The sequence below is a fragment of the Acinetobacter sp. UBA3461 genome (assembly GCF_002381195.1).
Classification (GTDB): Bacteria; Pseudomonadota; Gammaproteobacteria; order Pseudomonadales; family Moraxellaceae; genus Acinetobacter; species Acinetobacter schindleri.
This window is the reverse complement of the sequence record NZ_DFRO01000037.1, coordinates 1-26247: the sequence shown is the minus strand read 5'-3', so window position 1 is coordinate 26247 and position 26247 is coordinate 1. Positions and strand designations below refer to the sequence as shown.

The following is a 26247-nucleotide window of genomic DNA, read 5'->3' as shown; positions in this document are numbered from 1 at the left end:
TACTTTCCTATGCTATTATACCGCGACTAAATTTGGCCTTTGTAGCGGAGCCGTAATGAGCCAACATCTATCTCTACCTAAAGATAAAATCCGTTTTCTATTGCTAGAAGGCGTTCACCAGAACGCAATCGACACATTGAATGCAGCTGGATATACCAACATCGACTATCGCAAAACGGCGCTTGAGGGTGAAGCACTGAAAGAAGCGATCAAAGATGCGCACTTCATTGGTATCCGTTCCCGTACTCAGCTCACTGAAGAAGTGTTTGAAGCTGCGAACAAACTGATCGCGGTAGGATGTTTCTGTATCGGTACCAACCAGGTAAATCTGGATGCAGCAATGCGTCGTGGTATTCCGGTATTCAACGCACCATATTCAAATACTCGTTCGGTTGCTGAACTTGTACTTGCTGAAGCAATTCTTCTTCTTCGCCGTGTACCTGAAAAATCTACAGATACACATGCAGGCGGCTGGAACAAATCTGCTGTAGGTTCATTCGAAACACGTGGTAAGACTTTAGGTATCGTAGGTTACGGTTCAATCGGCTCACAACTTTCTGTGCTTGCTGAAAGCATGGGTATGAAAGTCATCTACTTCGATACAGTGACTAAATTGCCTTTAGGTAATGCACGTCAGGTCGGTTCATTAGGTGAACTTTTGGCAAATGCTGACGTGGTATCTCTACACGTGCCAGATGTTCCATCTACACGTAACTTCATGACCAAAGACCAGTTCGCGCAAATGAAAGAAGGTTCTATCTTCATTAACGCGGCACGTGGTACCTGTGTTGTGATCGAAGACTTGGCGGATGCACTGAAATCAGGTCACCTTGCAGGTGCCGCGGTTGACGTATTCCCGAAAGAGCCGAAAGCGAACGGTGAAGAATTCGTTTCTCCACTGCGTAACATTCCAAACGTGATTCTGACTCCACACGTGGGCGGTTCTACTATGGAAGCTCAGGCGAATATTGGTCTGGAAGTTGCCGAAAAATTCGTGGCTTATTCTGACAAAGGTATGACACTTTCTGCGGTGAACTTCCCAGAAATTGCGCTTCCATTGACTGAAGGCAAACACCGTCTGCTTCACATCCACAAAAACATCCCGGGTGTTCTGTCTAAGATTAACAATCTGTTTGCTGAACACGGCATCAACATCTCTGGTCAGTCTTTAATGACCAAAGGTGATGTAGGTTACCTCGTAATGGATGTAGATGCGACTGCATCTAAAGAAGCACTTGATACGCTACACGAAGTTGAAGGCACGATTCGCGTACGCGTATTGTTCTAATTCAACTACTGAAAAAACCGTAGGCTTCGGTCTGCGGTTTTTTTATTTTTTAGGGATTTATTTTCCCTGAGTACAGTCCGCTCCTGTGCGCAGTATTCGATTACTTCGAAGCCAAATTTAGTCATGCCAGATTTTAAAATTGCACCGATGGTGCAAGCGCCACTGATTTTGCTGATCGCCATGATCAGCATGCAAAGCAGTGGCTCCTTTGCCAAATATCTGTTTGGCCAGTTTCCAATTCTGACGGTTTCCGCAATGCGCCTATTCTTAGGTGCAGCCGTGTTGGCGTTGATTTTTAAGATCTGGCAAATCAATTTCCGTCAGGTGAAATGGTCAGCGATTATCAGTTATGGCTTAGCTCTGGCTGGCATGAATATGCTGTTCTATCTGGCGATTGATCGCCTGCCACTCGGTATTGCAGTTTCTTTTGAATTTATTGGGCCACTCAGTGTGGCGCTATTTCATGCCCGGCAGAAATTTGATTTTATCTGGGTCGGGCTGGCAATTCTGGGACTGGTGCTGCTGTTTCCCTTTGATCAGGCCGCACAGCCACTTGATCCGATTGGTATTCTATTTGCCTTGAGTGCAGGTGCCTGCTGGGCACTGTATATCGTCGCGGGACAGAAGCCTTCCGGGGTTTCCGGCAACCATACCGTGTGCTTAGGCATGTTTGTCGGTATGCTGGTACTGATGCCAATTGCACTCTTTGCAGGAATGCCAGCTCATACTTTTGAACCAATCAGCCTGATGTACTTTTTAGCTCTGGCAATATTGGCCAGTGCACTGCCCTTTACCCTGGAAATGATTGCACTTAGAAATTTAACCGCTTTGAGTTTTGGAACCTTGATGAGTCTGGAACCTGCAATTGCAGCATTTTCCGGTTTTATCTTTTTAGGTGAAACTTTATTGTGGACCCAATGGCTGGCACTAGGCACTATCATTAGCGCTTCAATTGGCTGTACGGTGACCATGCAAAAGCGCAAAAATAAAAATATTTAAATCATTGATCATTTTCTACTGTAGGAATTTTTAAATTCAAAGTTTTGCGCAGTGATTTTTATACTTTGAATTTAAAATTTTCTGGTCATTTATGGAGCTTAAAAATTTAAATTCATTTGCTTTAAATTTAAGGCAACGGTTCACAAAATATTCTTTCCGCCTACTCATCAAAAATTAACCAGTTTGCTATAATCTGCCTTTCTCCCTGACCTGAATCCTGTGCCTGCCTGGCATATCAAACTCCCATGCCAAACGCCCAACTCCTTGCTGTGTTGTACATGGTTTTATCCATGACTTCATACCAGATCAGTGCATCCTTCGCGAAGCAATTATTTACTGTACTGGACCCGCTGACAGTAACCATTTTGCGTCTATGTTTTGCCGCCATTATTGTCTGTGTGATGTTCCGTTCCTGGAAAATTATCTCGCGACTCCCCTGTCTCAAATGGAAAGATTTACTCTGCTACAGTGCAGCACTGGGCCTGATGAATATCCTGTTTTATATGTCACTGGGCAGACTGCCTCAAGGGATTGCAGTCGGCCTGGAATTTGTAGGACCGCTAGGGCTGGCACTGTTATCGATTAAAAATCGCAGTGATTATATCTGGGTAATTCTGGCAATTTTAGGAATCGCATTGATGGTGCCATGGGGACAAGCTGCCAATCATCAGTTTGACCTGCTGGGTGCTGCCTGTGCATTAGGTGCTGGTCTATGCTGGGCCTTCTATATTTTCTTTGGTCAGCGTGTGGTACAGCAGAATATGGGTATGCATGCCCTGACCATTGCCATCAGTATTTCTGCGCTATGTTTACTTCCATTCGGACTATATCACAATGCTGCAGCAGTCCTCGATACCCAGCATTGGGGCAAAGCCATTACCATTGCAATTCTGGCAACAGCAATTCCCTATGCACTGGATCTGAAAGCACTTAAACAGCTGAACAAGATGAGCTATGGCACCCTGTCCAGCCTTTCTCCTGCGCTGGCAGCCTTAACCGGTTTTATCCTGCTTGGTGAACGTATCGGCGTATTACAATGGATTGCTTTGGCCTGTATTATGCTGGCTTCCGTCGGGGTCACATTGCGTGCTGCACTTCAGGCCAGAAAGGCAAAAACAGCTTAAATATCTCTTAAAAAAGATGGCTGAACAGCCATCTTTTTTTGCAATACAGTTTTTGAATTTAAAACTTAACTTTGTACCAGCATGTCTTTTTTCATGTCTTTATAACGCTGATATTCATTCTTGTACTGCACAGCTAAAGCGGTCTTTTGCTCTTCTCCAAGAATTTTACCTGCCTGCTGAAAGAAGCCATGTTCTTCTTCTTTTAAGTGATGATGAACCTTTTCTGAAAGTCTTTTGGCAATCGCAATCCAGCCCGGATTACTAAATTCGGTTGCAGTCAGCTCTTCAATCATCTCATCCATTTCATGATGTTCTGCTAAGGCATGACGGGTAATATTCAATCCCGAATCAGTCATCATCAATGGAATATAGAAATAGCGGTCTTCTGCAGTTTCATGGGCAAAGAGTTCGTTTTTAAGCTGCTTGAACAACTCACGGCGTTCTGCCGTATCCCCGGAAGTTTGTAATAGTTTTTCAGCGAGATCACGCTGAATTTCATGACTTTCCCTGAGTGCTTCAAAAATGGTGGTCATGTAATTTTTCTCCTGTTTTTGTCATGCCTTTTTGCATCATAAAGAGGAAATGGCAAGGGTTCAGGAGGTTTTATAAGTAGAAATTGTATAAAAAACTTTAATATCGAGAATGGTTTACATCTATTTTTAAATCAAAAACATCTGATAAGCCATCCGGCAGATCAGCAAACTGACCAATATGAGAAACAGAATCCGGATAAAACCACTGCCATATTTAAAGGCCAGTTTCACCCCAACAATCGAGCCTGCAATATTCGCCACCGCCATCATGGCACCGACCATAAACAGCACATGACCTGTTGGAATAAAGAAACTCAGTGCAGCCAGATTCGTAGTGAAATTGGCAATTTTCGAAAGTGCTGACGCATGTAAAAAATCCACGCTCAGATAACGGATAAAGAAAAATATAAAGAAACTGCCCGTGCCCGGACCAAAAATTCCGTCATAAAACCCGATCATCAAGCTACCAATGGCAGCGAACATCAGCATTTTCCGTGTCAATTTTTGCTCGACATGTACCCGGCCGAACTGTTTTTTCATGAAAGTATAGACCGCGATCACGATCAGCATGACCAGCACAAAAGGCTTGAGAATATCGACCGGAATTAGCGTGACGCTGGCCGCGCCAGCAAAAGAACTGATATAGCTACACAAGGCAACCACGCCGAGCAAAGCCCACGGCAATTTCACCTGTCGCAAATAGGAAAGTGCCGCGGAGGCTGTGCCGAAAATGGAAGCCAGCTTATTGGTACCGAACACGGTCGCTGGCTGCAGATACGGTAGGCTGCTCATAATCGCTGGAATCTGGATTAGACCACCACCACCGACGGCGGCATCAATTGCCCCTGCCATAAAGGCAAAGCCAATCAGACTGATGATGATCTCGATGTCCATATCAACTTTCTCTTAATATTTACTAGAGATTTAACACACGCTTCGGCACCAGACGCTTACGATCAGTAATTTCTGCCAGGCCCAGACATTTCTCACCCTCAAATACCAGCACTTGTGGCTCTGCCGGATGGTCAATATTACTTTCCATACCACGGCTAAAATATTCAGCACGGCCTTCTGGCGCTTGAACCTGCGGAAAATGCTGCACGGGCGCATAAGCCGGTAGCAATAAAGCTTCACGCTCTTCTTCGCTCAGGCTTTCCAGATATTCAATGGTATAACTTGGAATGATGTCAAAATGACCCGTTTGCGTACGATGCAAATAAGTCAGATGACCATAAGTACCCAATGCCTTGGCAATATCTTCACCCAGTACACGGATATATGTGCCTTTAGAACAGGTCACGTCCAGCGTGATGCTATTTTCAGTAAAAGATAAAAGTTCGATGGCATAAATGGTAATTGGACGCGCTTCACGCTCAATTTCAATACCTTTACGCGCCAGCTCATACAGTGGACGACCTTCTTTTTTCAGTGCTGAATACATCGGTGGTACTTGCTGGATTTCACCAACAAATTGGGCAATCGTATCCTTGATTAGCTGTTCATTCAGTTCAGGAACAGCTTGTTCAAGCAGGATTTCCCCTTCGACATCACCGGTAGTCGTGCTATGACCTAGAAAAATAGTCGTTTGATAACGCTTGGTTGAATCCAGCAGATAATGCGAAAACTTGGTCGCCTCTCCCAGACAGACTGGCAGTAAACCAGATGCCAGTGGATCCAGCGCACCTGTGTGTCCGGCTTTTTGCGCACGATATAGCCAGCGTACTTTTTGCAGTGCAGCATTTGAGCTGATGCCTAGAGGCTTATTTAACAGGAACACACCGCTGATATGACGACGCTGAATTTTAGGAGATGAAGATTTCATGGCAAAAAATCAGACAATTTTTAAGTTGGCGCAATGGTAAAACCCTGGTCAATGTTTTACAACTTTTCTATGCTATTCAATCTGTATTTATGGCATATTGAGCCGATTCATTTCTTGACAATAATTGAAGAAAAACAAGATAAAGGTGCATAGGACATGCAGAAATATAAAATATGGATCATTATTGCTTTAGTGATCCTGTGTCTGGTCACGCTGTTACTGTGGCTTTCCCCTCAGGATGAAAAGCAGACTTCGAATGAACCAGGTAGCGCTCAGCCAGCCATACTAAATACGGAAGCAAACGCCCTGAATGTCAGTGCCCAGAACAATACTTTTTTTGCCAGCGCCAGCCAGCAGGATACCGAAATCAACTGTCAGATGCAGCTGGATAACAGTAATCGCCTGATCGTGAATGAACAGACCCGCAACTGTTTTGAATATTTCATTACCCAGTACGGTGAAAAAACTATTGAACAGATTCAGCAGGACTTTAAGACCTATATTTCTCAGAACCACAAAGAACCCGCCCTGTCCCAGATTCTGGATCTGTGGGATCGCTATATGCAGTATCGTCAGAGTCTTGGTGAAATAACCCCACCTGCCGGTCTGAATCAGGAAGATCCTGCCTATTACCGCAGTATCTATACCAGCACCCAGAATCTGCGTAAACGATTTTTCTCTAATTATGAAGTTGAAGGGCTGTTTGGCACTGAAGATACTTATCATGAATATACACTGGACCGTATGGCAGTTCTGGCAGATAAGAACTTAAGTGAAGCTGAAAAAGCACAGAAACTGAAAGAACTATTTCAGCAGCTTCCAGAAGATTGGCAGGAAAATCTGGAGCAGCTCAATAAGCTGGAAGATCTACGCAAACTGACCGCAGATATTAAAGCGCGTGGTGGCTCGTCTGCAGAAATCCGCCAGATGCGTTTAAATCTGGTGGGCCCTGAAGCCACACAACGTCTGGAAAATCTGGATAGTAAACGCACGAGCTGGAAGTCCAGTGTGACCAGTTATTTAAATGAGCGTGATAGCATCATGCAAAGCGGCCTGAATGACAGTGCCAAGCAAAAAGCAGTTCAAGAGCTACGTGCGCAGCATTTCAAAAAACCGGAAGAACGTCTACGTGTAGAAACTTTTGAACAGGTACATGATCAGGGAGGTAAGCTACCCTTTGCAGATTAAGCCTGAAAGCCATCACCTGTTGATGGCTTTTTTATCACTGCCATTTGGACAATTTTGTACTTGAACTTCAAGGAGCTACTTCTATGATTGTTTCAAAATATTTTCTTTTACATAAATTTACTTAAGCAAATTATAAATATTTCAAAGACTTTTTATTTAAATACATGTGTATATAAAACATACACTTAAAATTAAACTTCCTTCCGTCAAACATGTCCCCAAATGACATGGTTTTAGACAGCTAAAATGAAAAAATACCGCTACTTACAAAGAAAAATGGCTCAGCCACTCAAGGCTAAGACTGTATTTTATTTTAAAAGGTCTGATGGTGTGGGCTACATCACTCTAGAAAAGCAATGATTGCTTGAATAACGATAAAATTAAAAAGGGACGGTTATGCGTACTTTCAACAAGACAGCACAGTTACTGACTGTGACTTTAGCAGCGGCTTTGGGCTTAAGCTTTGCTGCACAAACCCAGGCAGCGGCAAGTGCCACACAAGTCATCGAAAAGACCAAGTCCGATTATGCCAAAACCAAATATCCGATCTTGATGGTACATGGCTGGCTAGGCTGGTCACGCATTGGTACCGATAGTATCGGACTGGATTACTGGTATCAGATTCTGCCGGATATGGCTCGTAATGGCTCGACCATATTTGCTGCACAATTGTCTCCGGCAAATACCACGATGCACCGCGGTGAACAACTGATTCATCAGGTTGAAGATGTTCTGGCTATTACCGGCAAGAAAAAACTGAACTTGATTGGTCATTCCCATGGTGGGCCGACGGTACTCTATGTTGCAGCGACCCAACCGCAGTATATCGCTTCGATTACCGGCGTGGCAGGCACCTACCACGGTTCCAAAGTCGCAGATGATATCCAGAACAATAGCCTGAGCCGTACTGCCTTCAACATTCTAGGTGATTATATTGTTGGACCTTTGATTGCACTCGGTCAGTTGAAGCCGGAACTGGAAATTGATTTTGATGCCTCCATGAAATCTCTGACCCAGACCGGTTCGAATACCTTTAATGCCACCGTGGCACAGCAAATGGTGAAAGATGGTGTACTGGCTTCGAACGAAAACTGTAATAAAAATTTAAAACAGAAAGACAGCAAAGGTATTCATTACTATTCCTGGACAGGCGTAGCTCAAGCCACCAATGCTCTGGATATTGATACGATCCTGATGCAGTTAGGTCCTTTATCATATGGCAATAAAGACAATGATGGCATGGTGTCACGCTGTAGTGCATTTATGGGCAAGGTCATTAATGACCAGTACAAACTCAATCATACGGACTTGGCCAATATGATGTTTGGTCTAAAAGGGATGTTTGCACCAGATCCGGTTGCTCTCTATCGCCAGCACGCCAACCGGCTCAAATTACAGGGCTTATAACGCGAGTGCCTATATTTCCAGTGAAATATAGGCTTTTTTTCTGATTCTTTTTTATTTGGCTTATCCGTGATCTGAAAGCTGTAATGGAAAAATAATAGATCACTTAAGTTTTTGCTGTGGGTTTCCCGATTGGCTGACCCTTATTTTTTAATCAAGCACCACCTTTATAACCGTAACAGCATAGAAAACTGAGTTCCTGCGATAAGGGAACTTTGCACAACAGGATGAGGATCATCCGGTTAAAACAACAAAGTGAGGAAAATATAATGAAATGTGGAGTGTTAATCACTGGTCTACTGCTGGTGGGTACATGCCTCAGCGCTCAGGCATCCACCCAAGCCAGCCAGGTCACTGCAAAAGCCAGTTCCAGCTATGCGAAAACCAAATATCCAATTGTTTTTGCACATGGCATGGCGGGCTTTATTCGGATCGGTACCGATCAGTTTGGCTTAGATTACTGGTACCAGATTCTGCCAGATCTGGCGCGTAACGGTGCCAATGTCTGGGCAACCCGTGTTTCACCATTCAATTCCTCCGAAATCCGCGGTGAACAACTTCAACATCAAGTTGAAGAAATTCTGGCGATTACCGGTGCAGAAAAAGTCAACTTGATTGGTCATTCTCACGGCGGTCCAACCATTCGCTATGTCGCAGGTGTAGCACCAGCTCTGGTTGCTTCTCTGACTTCAGTCGGCGCACCACATAAAGGTTCCCCTGTTGCAGACCTGATCCTGCAAGCAGAAGGAACAACTGTACAAGGTCCTTTAGTGGGAGGTATCAATCTGGTATCTAAAGCCATTACTTGGGCACAAGGTCTGGATCCAAACAGTTTCCCACATGACTCTCTGGCGGGTGGTAGCAGTCTAACCTTGGCAGGATCTGCGAAATTTAATCAGAAATATCCAATTGGTATGCCAACTACAGCTTGCGGTGAAGGTGCCTATCAACAGAAAGGCATTTACAACTATTCCTTCACAGGTGTTGGCCAAGTCACGAACCTGCTTGATCCTGATTCAGCACTTAAAGTCACTGCCCTGCTCATTGATGGCGGTAAAGAAAATGATGGGCTGGTATCACGCTGTAGCGCCAAGTTCGGTAAAACCATTCGTGATAATTACAACTGGAACCATCTGGATGAAGTGAATATGGTGCTTGGCTTGAAAAACCTGTTTGCTCCAGATCCGGTGGATGTTTACCGTCAACATGCCAACCGGTTAAAACTACAAGGCTTATAAAGCAATTTGTATGATCAGCCCTAGTCAACATGAGTAGGGCTTTTTCATATCTTCTTAAAATGGAACTTTATGAAACTTAATATTGCATTGATGCTATTAGCCATGACATCAACCTTGAATGTTCAAGCCAATATCTCTCATCTCCAACAAGCAGAAACAAAATTTATCATATCAAGCTATGCAAAAACCCAATATCCGATTGTCTTTGCACATGCACTCCTCGGCTTTAATCGCTTAGCAACAGAAAATTTAGCAATGGATTATTGGTATCAAATCCTTCCTGATTTGGCACGAAATGGCTCCACAGCTTTTGCAACACGTATGTCCCCATTTAACTCAAGCGAGTTACGTGGCGAGCAATATGTCGCTCAACTTCAGAAAGTCCTAGCCATTACAGGTGCGAAAAAACTCAATTTAATTGGGCATAGCCATGGTGCACATGCATTACGTTATGCTGCGGGTGTGATGCCTAAGCGAACTGTCTCTGTACTAACGGTAGGCGGTGCCAATCAAGGTACGGTTTTGCATCTGATGTGATGAAAATAGCGAATAGCACAGGCACTGCTGAACTACTAAATGTACTAATTAATACCTTCGGAAATGTACTGCTGTGGGCACAAGGGCTAGATGGACAAACGTTCCCATACAGCGCATTGGCAGCCGGTCATAGCACTTCTATGGAAGGAACGGCTGAATTTAACCAGCGTTTTAATACGGGACTATTCTTAAAGAAATGTGGTGAAGGAAAATATCAAGAGCACTATATTCAATCACCGGTAATCAACCTGCAACCAATGCTTTAGATATAAGTGATGTGGTCATTAAAGCCTTAAATAGATTATCTGTCTATAAAGAAGGTGCCAATGATGGCATCGTATCGATGTGTAGGGCAAAGTTTGGTAAAACTATCTGTGATGATTATCCATGGAATCATTTAGATGAAATTAACCTGATGTTTGGCATCAAAGGGACTTTTGCACCGGATCGTATCAATGTCTACCGCCAACATGCCAACTGTTTAAAACTGCAAGGTTTATAAACCTAAAATTCAGACATAAAAAATGCGCCAAAAGGCGCATTTTTTTGCTTGGAAGCAAGGCTAAAATTAACCTTGTTTACGAGCTGGCAACTTTTCACGAATACGTGCAGCTTTACCAGAAAGTTCACGTAGGTAGTAAAGTTTAGCACGACGAACATCACCACGACGTTTCACTTCAATCTTAGCAACGATTGGAGAGTGAGTTTGGAATACACGCTCAACGCCAACACCGCTAGAAATTTTACGTACTGTGAACGCAGAGTTCAGACCACGGTTTTTCTTAGCGATTACAACGCCTTCAAACGCCTGTAGACGTTCACGGTCGCCTTCTTTTACTTTTACTTGGACAACTACTGTGTCACCTGGTGCAAAAGCTGGGATGTCTTGTTTAAGCTGAGCATTTTCAACAGCTTGAACTAAAGGATGCTTACCGCTCATGGGGTATCTCCAATATTGTGGGTCAGAAGAGGTCTGAGATCCACTGGGGCTAGAGGCTAAAGCGCATAGACCCGATTGACTTTCCCTTTATGCTTGACCGCTTCAATGCATAAAGAGTCTATTTAAGTGTGGCAAAAAAGCGAAGCTTCTTGCCTTTTGCGCTCGGAGAATAAATTAAGATCTATTTCCTTGCAAATCTTTTAGCCATTTTTTTTGTTGCTTTGTCAGTTCGACTTGTTCGACCAATTCAGGTCGACGTTCAAGCGTACGCTGATAACGCTGCAAAAAACGCCATTTTTCAATATTGGCATGATGTCCCGATTTTAAAATGTCTGGCACATCCATACCTTCAAAATGGTCTGGCTTGGTATATTGTGGGCAATCTAGAAGACCATCCACAAATGAGTCTTGCACATGGGATTGTTCATCAGACATGGCACCCGGAAGTCTCCGAATAATACTGTCTAATAAAACCATCGCAGGCAGTTCACCACCCGACAACACGTAATCACCAATCGACCATTCCTGATCAACATATTTCTGGATCAAACGCTCATCGACACCTTCATAACGTCCGCACAATACGATCAGTCCGTCATATTTAACGAAGTCCTGTACCGCAGGTTCATTTAAGGTTTTCCCTTGTGGTGACATATACACCACAGGAACATGAACTGCACCCGCTTGCGCTGCAAGCTCTTTGGCACGATGAATTGCTTTCGCTAATGGCTCAGCCATCATCACCATACCGGGACCACCACCAAATGGACGTTCATCCACCCGTTTGTAATTCCCTTCAGCAAATTCGCGTGGATTGATGCAATGAATTTGCATCAAATCACGTTGTGCTGCGCGCCCGCTAATACCGAAACGTGTAATCGCTTCAAACATTTCAGGAAAAAGCGTAATGACTGCAAAAAACATCGCAGACTCCCGTGTTTCCAAAAATGTTAGTAGTCTACGCCCCAATTGACATAGATACGACCCGCTTCGAGATCAACGCGTTGTACCACATCTTTATGCCATGGAATCATTCGCTCTTCGCCATCAACGCTATCAGCAGTAGCGCGAACTACCATCACGTCGTTGGCACCTGTTTCAAACATTTCGTGGATTTGACCGAGATTGACTTCCTGTTCATCATCATCCAAACCTAATACGATTAAGCCTTTCAAATCTGACCAGTAATACTCGTCCACGCCTGGTTGAGGCAGTTGCGATTTTGAAATCCAGACATTTGCGCCAACCAGTTCGTCCGCCCCAGTGCGGTCAACCACACCTTTCAGCGAAACAACCAAGCCTTTGCCATGTGGTTTCCAACGTTTTACATCTGCTACTTGCCAACCTGCTTTGGTCTCAATGTACCAAGGCAGGTAGTCAAATATGTTGCTCATAGGTTCTGTATTGGAATAGACCCAGAGCCACCCATTCAATCCATATGCTGAACGTAGCTGTCCAATCTGAATACGATCTTCGGGAACATTCTGTGTTGGTGTCATGGGCTAGCTACTACCGTATTAAACAGCAGCTGCAGCTTTCTTAGCTTGAGCAGCTAAAGAAGCAACACGATCAGAAGGCTGCGCGCCTTGAGATACCCAGTGAGCAAAACGGTCAGCGTCTAAACGTAGTTTTTCTGCTTTACCTTGAGCTGTAGGGTTGAAGAAACCGATACGTTCGATGAAACGACCGTCACGTGCATTACGGCTATCAGTCACAATGATTTGATAGAACGGACGTTTTTTAGCACCACCGCGTGCAAGACGAATAACAACCATGATAGAACCTTATAGTTTTTACGGATTATCCATGTACCGACCACCGGAACACTTCAAACCCCTTTCATAGAGGGCAATATTTTACGCGAAGTTTGCCCTGAATGAAAGATCAAAAATTGTTTGGCTACAATTTTGGGTTACTTGCTATCCCAAGGTTCACATACCCCTGATGTTTTCTCCCAACACCTTGTTCCTATACTATCTAAAGTTAAACTTCCATTTCCATCTTGTACTGTACCTATTTTAGGCTCTGCACTTAAACTATAAGTCTGACCACTAGAAGTAAGTGTTATTGTGTATAAAGAATTAGATGCTGGATAATTTTGAGTATTTGTACCGTTTTCTAAGGTAGCAGCAGAATAATTATGGTGAATTACATAATAACTTTGTAATCGTTGGGCGATACGCATCATTTCACTTTGTACTTCTGCACGATTTGTACGGATTTTATATTGAGTATAAGATGGATAAGCAAAAACTGCCAAAATAGCAATAATTGCTACCACGATCATTAACTCTATTAAGGTAAATCCTTTATTATTCATCACCATTTCTCACTTGGATTCCCGCAATCTGTATAATTAGTGACTACATTTTTTGTTCTCGTCATGCAACGCAGTCCGGTACTATTTAACAATAGATCATAATTTCGTGGCTGTTTCGGCTCGCCCCTAATATCTGAAGTTCGTTGAACAGACATGACCCAACTTAACCCATTTACACTTGCAGAATCTGACGTTTCATTACCATTATTATCTTTAGTAATAGTTAAGGGTTTATACCCTGCCCCATTATTAACTAGTGTCAATATATACTTAGCTGTGGTCGACGTTGAACCCAATGGCAATAATAATTGTCCAGTCCCGGCATCATAGTAACTCGCCGTAACGGGATTTCCATCATCATCTGTGCTTCCATAAGTATACAAATAACTTGCATCAAAACCTTTGTAACTAAAGTTTTTTGCTTTAAATCTTTCTAATTCCGCAGATATACGTAATGCTTCTTGCCGGGCAATCGCTAAGTCTTTTCGTTCTATATATTGTTGATACGAAGGTACGGCAATGGCAGCAATAATTGCCACCACCACCACTGTAATCATTAGCTCAATTAATGTGAAGCCATGTGTTTTTTTCATGACTCACCTCTATCGAGTTTCATACCAACGCAACTGTTGGAGTTTAGCAGCCGTATTGAACTGTTGACATTCAGGCTTATTTTTATTTGCAGTTGTCGTACAGTCTAAAGAGGTCGGGCGTGGAACTACCAATTTACTATTACGCCCTCCTAAGTCTTGACCAATACCGCTTCCTAAAATACCTGCTCCTATTTTTACTCGATTTGGAGTATTTGAAACTGTAGTGCTAAATGAACATTTTCCGGTAGGCAAACAGAACTGGTAGATATAAGAATCTCCTTTTACTCCAGCACCACAGTTTCCCCCAATACCAGTTCCATCACGATGATAAACATTCACATAAAGCATTCCATCTAAGGCATATAATTCATTCATCCCCTTATAAACACCAGCTGTAGATGAATAGGTATATTTCCAGCCATTATTACCGTTGATCACAACACCTGTACTGATATTTGTATTTAAAGAAGCAAGCGTCACATTTTGTGTAGTCAAGGTAGGTGAGGCATCATATAAATCTGATTTTACGACATCTTTATCATAGACTACAAAAACGCCATCCACAGCACTTACAGTGGATCCAGCTTGATTCGTACCAGATCCCCCAACTAAAGGTGAACTACGATTACCTGAACTAAAAGCAACTGCAGCAACATATCCATTATCTTCATGAATAGAAATACTAGGCATTTCATAAAAACGTGGGCTTGCTCCCCCTGCTGCATGTTGATCAAATAATCTTACAACTCGAGTCGCAAAATTAGCCTTCGTAGTTGCAGAATTATTCAGATCAACTCGGAATGCCTGCCCCCTTAGATCACCAAAATAAAGATGATCAGCAAGACCATCATTATCACGGTCAATCGTATTAATTTGACTGACCACACTATATTTCATGTTAATTGTAGATGCACTGGCATTAGTAAATGCTTCTGCGCCTTTGGCAGCTGTAGCATAAGCACTGGTCCACCAGAGTAAATCACCAGTATTTGCATCAAACATATATACACCTGCCCCACTACCTGTAGTTGTATTCTGATCATAGGCAGCACATTCATAACCTATATTTTTTGCAACAGTATCTCCACTCGCATTACAAGCGGTAGTTGCACCTTTTGCATCATAACCGCCACCAACGAACATCACCAATTTCTTCGTGTCGCCAAATTTAACATAAGCAATTGTTGGCTTGGACCAGCTTTGCCCCATATAACTGAGGGCATTATTTGTATCTGGCGTTCCAGTAGCAGTCACTGCTGCATCTGGATTGATATGAAATTTTAGGCTTGGAGTATTTATATCTGATAAATCCAAAGCATAATAACTGCGTCCCCCCATACGTAGTCCACCATACACCCACTGTAAACCTTTGAGTGCTATTTCATCGCCATCATCCGATTCCTTTACAGTACGACCAGAATCATTCACAGTTAATGTACCATCTGCTTTAGCTATATACTGACTATATGCTGTCCAAGGTGCATCTATACCGTAAAACAAATTTGCAGCACCACCTGTGGTGCTTGCTTCGGATAAAAACGCTGCTTTCTGATTTTGCATCATTTCATGCGGTACAAATACAAATTTCTCTATACCAGTGTCAGCATCCACTACATGTAATAGGCCTTGAGTGCTACCAAAGAGCAGATAATCATCACGATTAGTAGTGTCTATTTCACCTGCCGAATTAACAGTAATTTTACCCTCTTGAGTAAGTAAAATTGGTGTTGAATGCATTACGGCACCCACTTGTCGCAATTCTTGTTTTGATTGAAGGTTTTCTAAAGTAATCCCAGTTTCAGTTGTGCCTACATCATATCCAAGTACATTTAACCAATAGTTTTTATCAGGATCATTTAGAAATAATGCTGTACTACCTGAGCCAAATAAAGTTGAAAGATTCACTTTTTTAAGAGAATTAGCTTCACTGGCTGTATAAGGTGCAGTAGTACCGGTAATTTGTCTATTCGTATAAATGGTACGACTAGCAAATGGCTCATTTTCAATATTGAGTTTTATCCCTAAAGGCAGGTTAGCTTTTACACCACCGACCCATATACCATTTGCACGGGAATCCATTGAGCCATCCGCTTTAATCAAACGTATAGTCTTACCAGTATCATATAGTTCACCATTATGGATATGATATTTATTCAAGTTACCAGCCCAAAGTCGAAAAGCTTCCTGTGGTTTTGGAATAAAAGAAGCATAGTAACCATAAGGTTGAATACGTAATGGATTTAAAGCATCTTGCGGTAAAGTCGGTGAACCTGTTGCGACTGGGTCAAATTCAGGTTTTACATCATCTAAAAATTTCACCACACTTTGTACAACATCTTGTGTTGATTGTGCAGAATAGAAACCACCATTCCCATAGCCTCCAACACCTGGTAAATCAGGATGCGGCTTAGCTCCCCAGTTACATGCATTTTGGGCATCTACATTTGTGATAAGTGAGCAATTATAATAATCTCTTTGTTCATTGGTACGCACACCCTGACTATTAATATAATCCAAAGTGCGTATAACTCTCTGAGCGACAGGCCTTGCAGCATCAGCAGTTCTATCCACATTGAATACTGACCCAAAACCAACAACCGCAGTTTTGATTTCTAATCCTAAAGGGTTTCGATTGGGTGCAGTAGTAGATGCCCTTTGATTTCTTAGGGCTTTCGCAAACTCACCTACAGCAGGCATGCCATGACCAGCTTGAGTACCATTAGGTAGTGTTCCTGTAGCAGGTACACTAAAGGATGAACCATTTGCGCCTAAAGCAGCTTGCATTAAAGGTACAGGTACAGGTGAGCTATTGGGTTCACCATCTGTTAAGAAATAAATCCCTTGACCATTACATTGTGTGTTTGTCGTAGATAAAGGAGTTTGATAGTTTGTTGCGGTAGAGGAAGACCCGACCTTACTACCAAGCACCGATTTAGAAAATCCGCTATAACCAAGATTAGAGGCGGTTGAAGTATTACTTTGAACTAAACATGTTCTTGATGGAGACCAGTTTAATGCACATTGTTGTGTACTCCAACCATTTGATCCAGTAATTGTACCTTGGTTTCCGTTAAACGAATTACATGAAAATCCAGACCAACCAACACATTTTGAAAATACAGTTCGTCCCCAGATATCTGTTCCAGAACTCACATATTCCTCTCGAAGTCCTGTAATATTGGTCGTGGTATTTGTACCTAACATGTAGGCTGCTACTTCCGCATATGCATTTGCCGTAGGTGTACCATTGGAACCCACTAAATTTGCAACTGCTGTTTTAATCGCTGTACGTTGCGTACTAGTAAGTAACGCTGCTGGAACTAAAATTTTTCCACTTGAACCATCTGCGTTGGTATATACATTATCATTACCACTTTGTGACGAAAATTGCCCGATCCCCATCGCTACCGAATTTGAATCAATTTGGTTACTATCCATTAGGGTAAAAATTGCATCTTTTAATCGAGTTAGACGATCGTAATGTTTTATTTGAGGTCTTTCATTTTTATAATAGTAACGAGGGTTACTACCTGTATCTTCAAAACTATTGTTTGGATCTGGATCATTAATAGGAATTGTACAGGCATCTACATTCGGTGAACCTGATGCACCGCAACTAAACCAAGTACGATTCCAAGACCCTCCCGTTCTTTTATAATAATAAACTCGCTGAGAACTTGAACCTGGGATATCTACACCACAAAAATATTTGGTATAACCAGGTGTCGTTCCCGAAGGTTCATTTCCAGCTGTATAAGTTGTGCCTGATGCAAGCTCACATGCACTTCCCCCAACCTGTGACTCACTCATACTCCCTGAGGTATCCAGCATTAGCGTAATGGTGGTTTTACCACTTGTTGCGTTACTATAAATATCAATATCGCTGGCTTGTGACACACTGCTACATACGGTTAAAGTCATGAGCATCGACACCGTAGCAGAAAGCGTATTTTTATGATTTATTTTATCCATCTTTAAACCCTCTTTCTTTATGGTACCAATTTTGGTTGTCCGCCCACGATATAATCTGCATGCTGCATGTTATAAGGTATATTCAACCCTTCGAAACAAGTACCTACTGCTGAAGCACGCTGCTTAAAGCAACTTTCTATTTGTGTTGCTGTCGCACTAGAAAAGCTAGGTAATACTGAAATGACTGTTGCTCCAATACTATGTGACGTTACTGGAACATTACTTTGCCCAAGGCTTGTGCCTTTTGGTACGTCACTAAATGGTGCAGATGAAGTATTTTTTTTGTTCAAGTATACTTGTGACAATACTGCTGAACGCCCCATTGAAAATTGATTAACTTTACAATAACCATCAACTCCTAGCTTTGTTGTACTAGTGACATTCCCAGCTGCATTTATGCTAATTGCACTTGCTTTAGATAAGGTGAAAAAAGAGTTTTGTGCAGCTCTATAACAAAATACTAGTTCATTATTCGCATTAGCAGATGAATTGAAGTAAGCAAACATGCCATCTAATGCTAACTGTCTTGCTATCTGAGCAGGATTCTCAACATTGAATAATGCAGAATCTGAATTCCTCATTAATAAAGCGTTAACTTGACTGTTTGTTGCAATCTTCAGTCCTAGAATTCCTGATTTGACGGCGATTGTGCTTAACAATGTTACCAATATAATAATAATTAAAACTGTAATAAGCGTAGCACCCTGTTCTTGTTTCATTAGGATGCTCCTAGTGTGTTTCGAATTGCCACAACCTGATTCACCACCTGACGTAAATATTTTTTATTAAGCGTATCTTTGCCAGAACTTCCATCTAAAGTTACATTCGTTCCCGCAAGGTTAAACGTAGACTGAGTGTTTAAACTTGCTTCTGTACCAATTGTTCCTGTGGATCTGGATAATATACCTACCTCTATTGAAATCACTTGCAGATAGTTTTTTGCACAGTTATCTTCAATAATGGGGGTTCCACATGCAGTACGAATAGTATTCATTGCAGCAATGTAATCATTGATGGCCATATAACGGAATTGGTTAGAAGGATTTTTTACTCCTAAACGTATTTTAAAAGCATCTACACGCTGCATAATCTGCTGTGCATTATTATTTAAACCGGTAATAGTGGTACTGCCTGCTTCATAATATCCAGCATCACAATATAAAGAATATGAAGTTGGCTCTCCTGTTACCTGTTGTGGAGTTTGGGCTATGTAATAACGTTGCACTATAGTTTTTGAAGTAGCAGCTGTAACCTCATCTCCTTCACAGTTGACTACACTGCCAGTTACTGGCACATACTGAATAGTTAAACGATCACTTTTTCCTGTGGTATTATCTGTATCTTTACCCTGTAAGCTGACAAATTCAGTTTCCAAATTTGCAATCGTTCGCAATGCACTAGGAAAATTTTCTTTTTTAAAAACAATACCTGAACCTAAAACTATATTATTGACTTTTTGTGCTGAGACAGTGTTTAAATTAGTATGCCGCAAATCATATGCAACCATAGATAAACCAAAATTGGCATTCTGCTGTAATTCACTCATTCCTGATTGCAGATTTAATGAGCGAGAACTACTTAAAAATAATGCCAAACCAGCTGCAATAATAAGTAATCCTAATGTTAGAGCAATCATTAATTCAAGAAGGGTAAAACCAGAGGTATAATGCCGATCAATCATAATTATATACCTCCATGATGATACATTTAGCACTTGGAACATAAGCTGATCCATTAGTACAGTCTGAACTACCTGTACCGTTTGTAGCAGTCGTCCCCCCCCATGCAACATAAATACATTTACGTACCAGAGTAGAGCCCTGACAATTCAATACATTTATACTCATTCCTAAATTACTTGCCTGACTTACCACACGCCTAAAATCATATTTCGCCATTGCTGTAGCACTACAAAAGCTTGTCACACAGTTATCAGTATCATTATTTGCCGCATATCCTGATAATCCATCTCGATTAACTCGCATTCTTTCAGCCAAGTCCATGGCAATATTAGATGCTTGCAAATTCATTCCTGCTTCCACACTTGCTTCCACAGCTCTTAGTTGTAAAGCGACAAATCCTAAAACAGCAATACTTAAAAGCACTAAGGCAACAAGAACCTCAACAAGCCCAACACCTTTTTGACTAGTTCGCATTTTATTATCCCTCTTGGTTAAGTTGGACAACTTGAGGCTGTTTTGTCGTACACAACTGTCCCGCCTTTTTGTACATATACATATGCTTTCAAATTCGTATCTTTTTTATGTCTTAATACAAAACATTGACCATTTGTGGTTATTGTAGATTGACCCAAACGATTAAATGTAACACTAGGATCTCCACTTTCTTTAATCACATATTGGGGCCCCCACTTTTTATAGAAAGTTGTAACACTCGTATCTACAGCAAAAACTCTTTCACCTTGTTTAAAAATTGCTTCGGATCTAGTATCTGCCAATAAATCTATAAATTCTCGGGTATCACTTATTAATTGATTCTTTCTTATTGTTTGAGCAAAAGAAGGCGCCGCTATCATTGCAATAATCGCCAACACTGCAATCGTCACCATAAGTTCTATGAGTGTAAAACCTTTATTTTTTTGCATATCATCCCCAAGGCAACCCTTTACCTCATTAAAAATAGTATCCAATTAAATTACAAAACCCACACAAATAGAGATGAATGGCATAAAAAAACAGATAACTGCAAAAAATAGTTATCTATTTTTTAAAATTATAATTCAGGTGATAAGTACGTTACATTTTAAGCTTGAGTGACTGGAATACGTAACTCTTTAGGCAGGCTAAAAGTGATATTTTCTTCACGTCCATTTAGTTCTTGAGGCACTTCCGCCCCCCAATCTTGTAAACGCTGAATTACTTGCTTAATCAAGATTTCAGGTGCAGATGCTCCAGCAGTGACTCCAATTTGAGATTTATCCACAAACCACTCCTGCTTTAGCTCATCGGCATTATCGACTAGATAAGCAGCTTTACCCATGCGTTCAGCGAGCTCACGTAAGCGGTTTGAATTTGAAGAGTTTGGAGATCCGACTACCAACACAACATCACAACGTTCAGCTAAGTCACGTACAGCATCCTGACGGTTTTGCGTGGCATAGCAAATATCGTCTTTACGTGGGCCTTGAATCAGCGGAAATTTCTGGCGAAGAGCATCAATCACTTTCGCCGTATCGTCAATTGATAAAGTGGTTTGCGTGACAAAAGCTACTTTTTCAGGATTGCGTACCGTTAAAGCAGCGACATCTTCTTCATCTTCAACCAGATAAATCTCACCACCACTTTTTTTGTCATATTGCCCCATGGTGCCTTCAACTTCCGGATGCCCTTCATGACCAATTAAGATCGCTTCAACCCCTTCACGAGCATATTTGGTCACTTCAATATGCACCTTGGTTACCAAGGGGCAAGTGGCATCAAAAACTTTCAGACCACGGCGTTCAGCCTCTTGCTGGACTGCTTTAGAAACACCATGTGCACTAAAAATCACAATATTATCATCGGGAACTTCATCCAGTTCATCAACAAAAATTGCCCCGCGTTGGCGTAAGTCATCTACAACAAATTTATTATGCACGACTTCATGACGCACATAGATCGGTGGATTGAAACATTCTAAGGCACGATTCACGATCGCAATGGCACGATCCACACCGGCACAGAAACCACGCGGGTTGGCTAAAACAATTTCCATAGAATCCTCAATACTCACTCAATTTATGCTGCAACAATTGAAATAAATGTAAAACAATCGACGTACAACTATTTAGTTTAAAGTCGCTCTACTCTAAAATAGAGAAGATATTTTATCATATCAGGAAAAATATCATGTCGGGTCTCTTGTTTGTCGTTTCTGCTGCGTCTGGAACAGGCAAAACATCCCTCGTTAAAGCATTACTTGAACGTGTCAACAATCTTCATGTTTCTGTTTCTCATACGACACGCGGTCAACGACCTGGCGAACTCGATGGTGTGCATTACCACTTCTCTACCAAAGAAGATTTTCTCAATCTGGTCAATGAAGGTGGCTTTATTGAATATGCTGAAGTCTTTGGTAACTATTATGGTACTGCGCAAGCGACTGTAAAAGAACAACTGGCCAAAGGTCATGATGTCCTGCTAGAGATTGACTGGCAGGGTGCACAGCAGGTCCGTCGCTTATTTCCTGAATCCAAACAAATTTTCATTTTACCGCCGAGCCAATTTGACTTGCGTCAACGTCTATCTAACCGCGGTACAGATTCTGTTGACGTGATTGAGCATCGTTTGAGCTGTGCGGTAGAAGATATGCAGCAATATGTGAACTTTGATTATGTCATTATCAATGATGACTTTAATAAAGCGCTGCATGATCTGGAAGCCGTGATTATTGCCAACCGATTGGCACTTCATCAGCAAGCTAATCGTCATGAAAAACTGATTCAGGCTTTAATTACACCAAGCGAAGAGTGATTAAAACTTGAGTCTACAGGCAAAGCCTTTTATACTTCGCAGTCTGTTAAAATATTATTCAAACGAGAATTCTTATGGCACGCGTAACCGTTGAAGATTGTTTAGACCATGTAGACAACCGCTTTGAGCTTGTACTAGTGGCAAGCAAACGCGCGCGTCAATTGGCACGTCAAGGCATTGAACCAACTGTAGAATGGGACAATGACAAGCCAACCGTTGTTGCTCTACGTGAAATTGCAGTAGGTCATGTATCTAAAGACATCCTGAAACAACGTGACCAAGACTACCAGACTTCTAGTCTAGACCTTGCACTTTCAGCAAATAACCTGAATCTGGACGGTTTTTCTTTCCAATAAGAAATCCTTCCTATAAAAAGCCTAGTTCTCAACTAGGCTTTTTTTGTTTTGTGGCTTTTATATTCTGTCTAGAACGGTTATAACATAAGGTCGAGTTATCAAGTTTATGCAGTTTTTCCGTGAATAGAAACGGAATAAATTGACAAACTTTGCGATTTGCTTTTCATTAAAAGTATTCGCACATTTTTAGTAAAGAATTCAGTTTTAAAGGTGTTTTATGCCAGGCCCACAGGTCAGTCAAGCCAAGCAACAGCTTAATATCATCATCGACGCTTATTTGAGTGCCAGTGAAGTCGAGCGTGTGCTTGCCGCCTGTGATTATGCGGATATTGCCCATGATGGCATTACCCGTAAAAGTGGCGAACCCTATATCCTGCATCCGATCGCTGTGAGCAGTATTCTGGCGCATATGCGCTTAGATGCTGAAACCCTTATGGCAGCCTTGCTCCATGATGTGATTGAAGATACAGATTTCAATAAGGACGATATTGCTGAAAAATTCGGCAAGACGGTAGCTGAACTGGTGGATGGCGTAACCAAGCTGAGCCAATCTAGTGATAAGGAATATAATAAAGCCGCTTCTTTCCGGAAAATTCTTCAGGCTACCCTACAGGACCCACGTGTCATTATTGTGAAACTGGCAGACCGTTATCACAACATGACTACCTTAGATGCCTTACGCCCAGATAAACGTGCACGTATTGCCAAAGAAACTTTTGAAATTTTCGTACCGATGGCCCGTCTGGTTGGTATGAATGAGATGGCCGATAATCTGGAACATCTCTGCTACCAGAACCTGGATCTAGACATGTACAATAATGTCCAGACTGCCTTACAGCAAACCAAATCCAAACGCTGTGAATATCAGGCGATCTGGGAAAGAAAACTGAATGAATTACTCCATCAGTATAATATCCAGGGCCGAATCAAAAAGAAAAATAATAATATCGAGTTGCTACGTCACTTTGTTAAGAATGATATTAACCTGCAGGAACTCACTCATAGTCACGCCTTTGAAATCATTTTACAAAGTATTGCTGACTGTGACCGCTTTGCAGAACTCTTGGAAGATAGTTTCCAGGTGTTGAGTTTTGCCGATCATATTCGTCGCCCGTTGCCGGGTGGTAACCAGTCGCTGAGTATGCGTATCAAGGGTGAAAAGACGACACTTTCCCTAACCATTCAAACCGAACTGATGCGTAAGGCAGCACGTTTTGGTGTAGTACTGGGTGAAAATGCACCTCAAGCCTGCCGTTCTGCGATTCAAGCTTCTATGCAGAATCTGAATGTTCTGGTGGATGGTGATTGTGCCAAGACCACTTTTAATGAATTACTGGATTATCTGCATCAGGAAAAAATTTGGGTTTATACTCCTCATGGTCAGCTACATGAATTACCTCAAGGCGCGACCGTAGTGGATTTCGCCTATTCTGCCAGTCTATTTCTAGGTAACCACGCGGTTGGTGCCAAAATTAATGGCGACACCAAACCGCTTTCAACGCCTTTAAGCAGTGGTCAAGTCATTGAAGTGATCACTGATGTACTCGCCTCACCAAATCCAGACTGGCTCAGCTTTATTAATACCCAAAAAGCCCGTCGTGCGATTCAAAACATACTGCGTGATCAGGATATTGACGAGCAGCGTATGGTCGGTGAACAGGCTTTAAATCGTGCTTTAAAATTATTTAATCGTTCTATTCAGGATTTAACTGAAGAGGACTGGGCCAATATTCTGCAATGGCGTCATATTCCGAGTCAGGAACGTCTGTATGAACAGATTGCAGTCGGTGATTTATTACCTCAATTGGTCGCCAATCACCTCTTTGCTCAGGATGCAGAAACTGGCTCCAACTCGACTCGTTTAATTCAGGGCACAGAAGGTGTCGATGTCAAATATGCACACTGCTGCAATCCGGTACTGGGTGATCCGATTCAAGGTCATCTGACCCGCCGTGGTCTGATCGTTCATCGTGCCCGCTGCCATAACTTGCTACATGAACAAAATCTGCATCCAGAAAATATGATGCCATTGCAGTGGACCTCTGAGGACATTGAAGATATCAGCTTTACCGCTTATCTCTGTATTGACTTGTCCATGGATGATGAACAGATTTCCGAACTGATCTATGAATGCCGTAAAGCCAAGTCTGGTGTAGAGTCGGTACGTAGTTACGAAGGTAAGACTTATGTCAACGTAGTCGTACATAACCGTAAGCAGATTGCCCAGCTGATTCGAGACTTGCGTATGCATTACGGCTTCCCGCGAATTATCCGTCTGCCCCAGCCGATAAGCATTTCAGAAACCACATCGAAGGCGAGTTAACCATTTAAAACGATAATGCTTTTGCCCATGGCAATGATCTAATATGATGTATGTTGATGTTGACATCCTCCCCGACCTAAAGGACGGGGATTCCTACTGCTAGACGCTCATGCCCGAGCGCAAGAATGTTTAGAGCTGAGTTTTTATCTCTATCGTGAGCTGTACCGCAGTTCACGCACTTCCATTCTCTTATTCGCAAATCTGTTCTACCTTTCGGACTACTTGCGGTGATCTCACCACAGTACGAACACATTTGGGTGGTATAGGCTTCATTGACTTCCTCAAACAATACTCCTGCGTTCTCGCATTTATACTTGAGCATCGTTTTTAGTGCTGAAAATCCTGTATCTAAAACAGACTTCGCCATTTTAGTTTTTACAAGTTTCTTGGCACTTAAGTCACCTACAACAATAAGTGCATTGTTTTTAATAAGCATGGTGCTTGCTTTGTGCAAATGATCTTTACGACAATTTGCAATCTTAGCGTGTAATGCACGAACACGTTTCTTATTTTTTGCTCGTTGAGCTATACCTAGTTTTTTTTCATACTTTCTATAGAACTTTGGATTTGAAATCACAGTACCATCTGAGCAGGTAGCAATATCTTTTAGACCAAGATCAATACCAATTGCTTTAGTAGAAGTTGGTTTATCTTGTTTAGGTGATTCCACAACAAGACACACATACCAGCGCCCACGACTATCCTCAACGAATGAGCCTGTTTTAACGCTGTATTTGCCTATACCATAACTATCCCATAGGTTAAATTTTTGTTTGCCGTATTGCACATAGCCATCAGCGTAATTTATCCCAGACTTCTTAAATGGTATCCAACCAAGTGAATGTCTTGCTGACTTCTTATTACTCACACGCCATTTTAATTTTGCTTTTTTAAACTGTTTTCTTTTACCAGCATATTCTTCCCTGATTGCATCCACTGTTTGACTATGCAAACCACACAATTTTGAAGTTCCTTTTGTGTATTTAGCCATATCGAATGCTGAGAAAAAGCTACCTGTTCTTTGCAAGTGATTGAAACTCAAATCATTCACATAATTCCAAACAAAGTTCACCTCAGCTGCTAATTGGTCTAGCACCTTGCAATGTTTGTCTTTTATGCGTAATTTAAGTGTTTTCAT

25 protein-coding genes and 1 pseudogene are annotated in these 26247 nt (G+C 41.9%); 10 read left to right on the top strand and 16 right to left on the bottom strand.

What is annotated here, in order from left to right; translation table 11 throughout:
* Nucleotides 1-55 precede the first annotated feature (55 nt).
* The 3 genes from serA to B3D47_RS10195 all read left to right on the top strand — a co-directional run bounded on the left by serA (nt 56) and on the right by B3D47_RS10195 (nt 3411).
* On the top strand, nt 56-1288 hold the full coding sequence (gene serA / locus B3D47_RS10205; protein ID WP_004809918.1) for a phosphoglycerate dehydrogenase: 1233 nt from the start codon (nt 56-58) through the stop codon (nt 1286-1288).
* A 123-nt stretch (nt 1289-1411) separates the two neighbouring features.
* Nucleotides 1412-2287, top strand: a complete 876-nt coding sequence (locus B3D47_RS10200; RefSeq protein WP_286861868.1) for an EamA family transporter — start codon at nt 1412-1414, stop codon at nt 2285-2287.
* Nucleotides 2288-2532: 245 nt separating this feature from the next.
* Nucleotides 2533-3411: an EamA family transporter gene (locus tag B3D47_RS10195; RefSeq protein WP_286861866.1), complete on the top strand. Its 879-nt coding sequence runs from the start codon at nt 2533-2535 to the stop codon at nt 3409-3411.
* 65 nt (nt 3412-3476) lie between these two features.
* Here B3D47_RS10195 and B3D47_RS10190 read toward each other — a convergent pair whose 3' ends face one another.
* From B3D47_RS10190 to truB, 3 genes are all read right to left on the bottom strand, one after another.
* On the bottom strand, nt 3477-3944 hold the full coding sequence (locus B3D47_RS10190; protein ID WP_004809925.1) for a hemerythrin domain-containing protein: 468 nt from the start codon (nt 3942-3944) through the stop codon (nt 3477-3479).
* A 126-nt stretch (nt 3945-4070) separates the two neighbouring features.
* On the bottom strand, nt 4071-4838 hold the full coding sequence (locus B3D47_RS10185; protein ID WP_071319822.1) for a sulfite exporter TauE/SafE family protein: 768 nt from the start codon (nt 4836-4838) through the stop codon (nt 4071-4073).
* A gap of 22 nt (nt 4839-4860) precedes the next feature.
* Nucleotides 4861-5766, bottom strand: coding sequence for a tRNA pseudouridine(55) synthase TruB (gene truB, locus B3D47_RS10180; protein ID WP_286830965.1), 906 nt, complete (start codon nt 5764-5766; stop codon nt 4861-4863).
* A 156-nt stretch (nt 5767-5922) separates the two neighbouring features.
* On the opposite strand from truB, the gene B3D47_RS10175 reads away from it, so the two are divergent.
* The 4 genes and pseudogenes from B3D47_RS10175 to B3D47_RS10160 all read left to right on the top strand — a co-directional run bounded on the left by B3D47_RS10175 (nt 5923) and on the right by B3D47_RS10160 (nt 10635).
* Nucleotides 5923-6954: a lipase secretion chaperone gene (locus tag B3D47_RS10175; RefSeq protein ID WP_286861864.1), complete on the top strand. Its 1032-nt coding sequence runs from the start codon at nt 5923-5925 to the stop codon at nt 6952-6954.
* A gap of 396 nt (nt 6955-7350) precedes the next feature.
* The gene (locus B3D47_RS10170) at nt 7351-8361 is read left to right on the top strand and encodes a lipase family alpha/beta hydrolase (RefSeq protein ID WP_286861863.1); all 1011 of its coding nucleotides are present in this window, start codon (nt 7351-7353) and stop codon (nt 8359-8361) included.
* Nucleotides 8362-8627: 266 nt separating this feature from the next.
* Nucleotides 8628-9596: an esterase/lipase family protein gene (locus B3D47_RS10165; RefSeq protein WP_286861862.1), complete on the top strand. Its 969-nt coding sequence runs from the start codon at nt 8628-8630 to the stop codon at nt 9594-9596.
* Between the two features lie 69 nt (nt 9597-9665).
* Nucleotides 9666-10635: pseudogene (locus tag B3D47_RS10160) on the top strand (esterase/lipase family protein).
* A 66-nt stretch (nt 10636-10701) separates the two neighbouring features.
* Here the strand turns inward: B3D47_RS10160 and rplS are convergent.
* From rplS to ispH, 12 genes are all read right to left on the bottom strand, one after another.
* Nucleotides 10702-11073, bottom strand: coding sequence for a 50S ribosomal protein L19 (gene rplS, locus B3D47_RS10155; protein ID WP_004787066.1), 372 nt, complete (start codon nt 11071-11073; stop codon nt 10702-10704).
* Nucleotides 11074-11247: 174 nt separating this feature from the next.
* Nucleotides 11248-11997, bottom strand: a complete 750-nt coding sequence (gene trmD, locus B3D47_RS10150) for a tRNA (guanosine(37)-N1)-methyltransferase TrmD (protein WP_004896218.1) — start codon at nt 11995-11997, stop codon at nt 11248-11250.
* 26 nt (nt 11998-12023) lie between these two features.
* Nucleotides 12024-12572, bottom strand: coding sequence for a ribosome maturation factor RimM (rimM, locus tag B3D47_RS10145; RefSeq protein WP_273798414.1), 549 nt, complete (start codon nt 12570-12572; stop codon nt 12024-12026).
* A gap of 18 nt (nt 12573-12590) precedes the next feature.
* Nucleotides 12591-12848, bottom strand: a complete 258-nt coding sequence (gene rpsP, locus B3D47_RS10140) for a 30S ribosomal protein S16 (RefSeq protein ID WP_005013161.1) — start codon at nt 12846-12848, stop codon at nt 12591-12593.
* A gap of 137 nt (nt 12849-12985) precedes the next feature.
* Complete coding sequence (locus B3D47_RS10135; protein WP_286861859.1) at nt 12986-13393, bottom strand: type IV pilin protein; 408 nt, start codon at nt 13391-13393, stop codon at nt 12986-12988.
* Nucleotides 13393-13986, bottom strand: coding sequence for a type IV pilin protein (locus B3D47_RS10130; RefSeq protein ID WP_286861857.1), 594 nt, complete (start codon nt 13984-13986; stop codon nt 13393-13395). Before B3D47_RS10130 ends, B3D47_RS10135 begins: the two co-directional genes overlap by 1 nt.
* 9 nt (nt 13987-13995) lie before the next feature.
* Nucleotides 13996-17958: a pilus assembly protein PilC gene (locus tag B3D47_RS10125; RefSeq protein WP_286861855.1), complete on the bottom strand. Its 3963-nt coding sequence runs from the start codon at nt 17956-17958 to the stop codon at nt 13996-13998.
* Nucleotides 17959-17975: 17 nt separating this feature from the next.
* Nucleotides 17976-18677: a pilus assembly protein PilX gene (locus B3D47_RS10120; protein WP_286861853.1), complete on the bottom strand. Its 702-nt coding sequence runs from the start codon at nt 18675-18677 to the stop codon at nt 17976-17978.
* Nucleotides 18677-19639, bottom strand: a complete 963-nt coding sequence (locus B3D47_RS10115) for a PilW family protein (RefSeq protein WP_286861851.1) — start codon at nt 19637-19639, stop codon at nt 18677-18679. Before B3D47_RS10115 ends, B3D47_RS10120 begins: the two co-directional genes overlap by 1 nt.
* Nucleotides 19632-20114, bottom strand: a complete 483-nt coding sequence (gene pilV, locus B3D47_RS10110) for a type IV pilus modification protein PilV (protein ID WP_286861849.1) — start codon at nt 20112-20114, stop codon at nt 19632-19634. Before pilV ends, B3D47_RS10115 begins: the two co-directional genes overlap by 8 nt.
* 17 nt (nt 20115-20131) lie before the next feature.
* Entirely contained in the window at nt 20132-20563 is a 432-nt protein-coding gene (locus B3D47_RS10105; RefSeq protein WP_286861847.1) for a pilus assembly FimT family protein, read from the bottom strand.
* Between the two features lie 158 nt (nt 20564-20721).
* A complete protein-coding gene (ispH, locus tag B3D47_RS10100; RefSeq protein WP_286861845.1) occupies nt 20722-21672 on the bottom strand; it encodes a 4-hydroxy-3-methylbut-2-enyl diphosphate reductase in 951 nt (316 codons plus the stop codon).
* Nucleotides 21673-21806: 134 nt separating this feature from the next.
* On the opposite strand from ispH, the gene gmk reads away from it, so the two are divergent.
* The 3 genes from gmk to B3D47_RS10085 all read left to right on the top strand — a co-directional run bounded on the left by gmk (nt 21807) and on the right by B3D47_RS10085 (nt 25109).
* Nucleotides 21807-22430 (top strand): guanylate kinase, encoded by a 624-nt coding sequence (gene gmk, locus B3D47_RS10095; RefSeq protein WP_004896246.1) that lies wholly within the window; start codon nt 21807-21809, stop codon nt 22428-22430.
* Nucleotides 22431-22504: 74 nt separating this feature from the next.
* Nucleotides 22505-22786, top strand: a complete 282-nt coding sequence (rpoZ, locus tag B3D47_RS10090; protein ID WP_004896248.1) for a DNA-directed RNA polymerase subunit omega — start codon at nt 22505-22507, stop codon at nt 22784-22786.
* 217 nt (nt 22787-23003) lie between these two features.
* Complete coding sequence (locus B3D47_RS10085) at nt 23004-25109, top strand: RelA/SpoT family protein (protein WP_286861843.1); 2106 nt, start codon at nt 23004-23006, stop codon at nt 25107-25109.
* 76 nt (nt 25110-25185) lie between these two features.
* Here B3D47_RS10085 and B3D47_RS10080 read toward each other — a convergent pair.
* A partial coding sequence (locus tag B3D47_RS10080; protein ID WP_286861841.1) for an RNA-guided endonuclease InsQ/TnpB family protein occupies nt 25186-26247 on the bottom strand: 1062 nt, incomplete at its 5' end.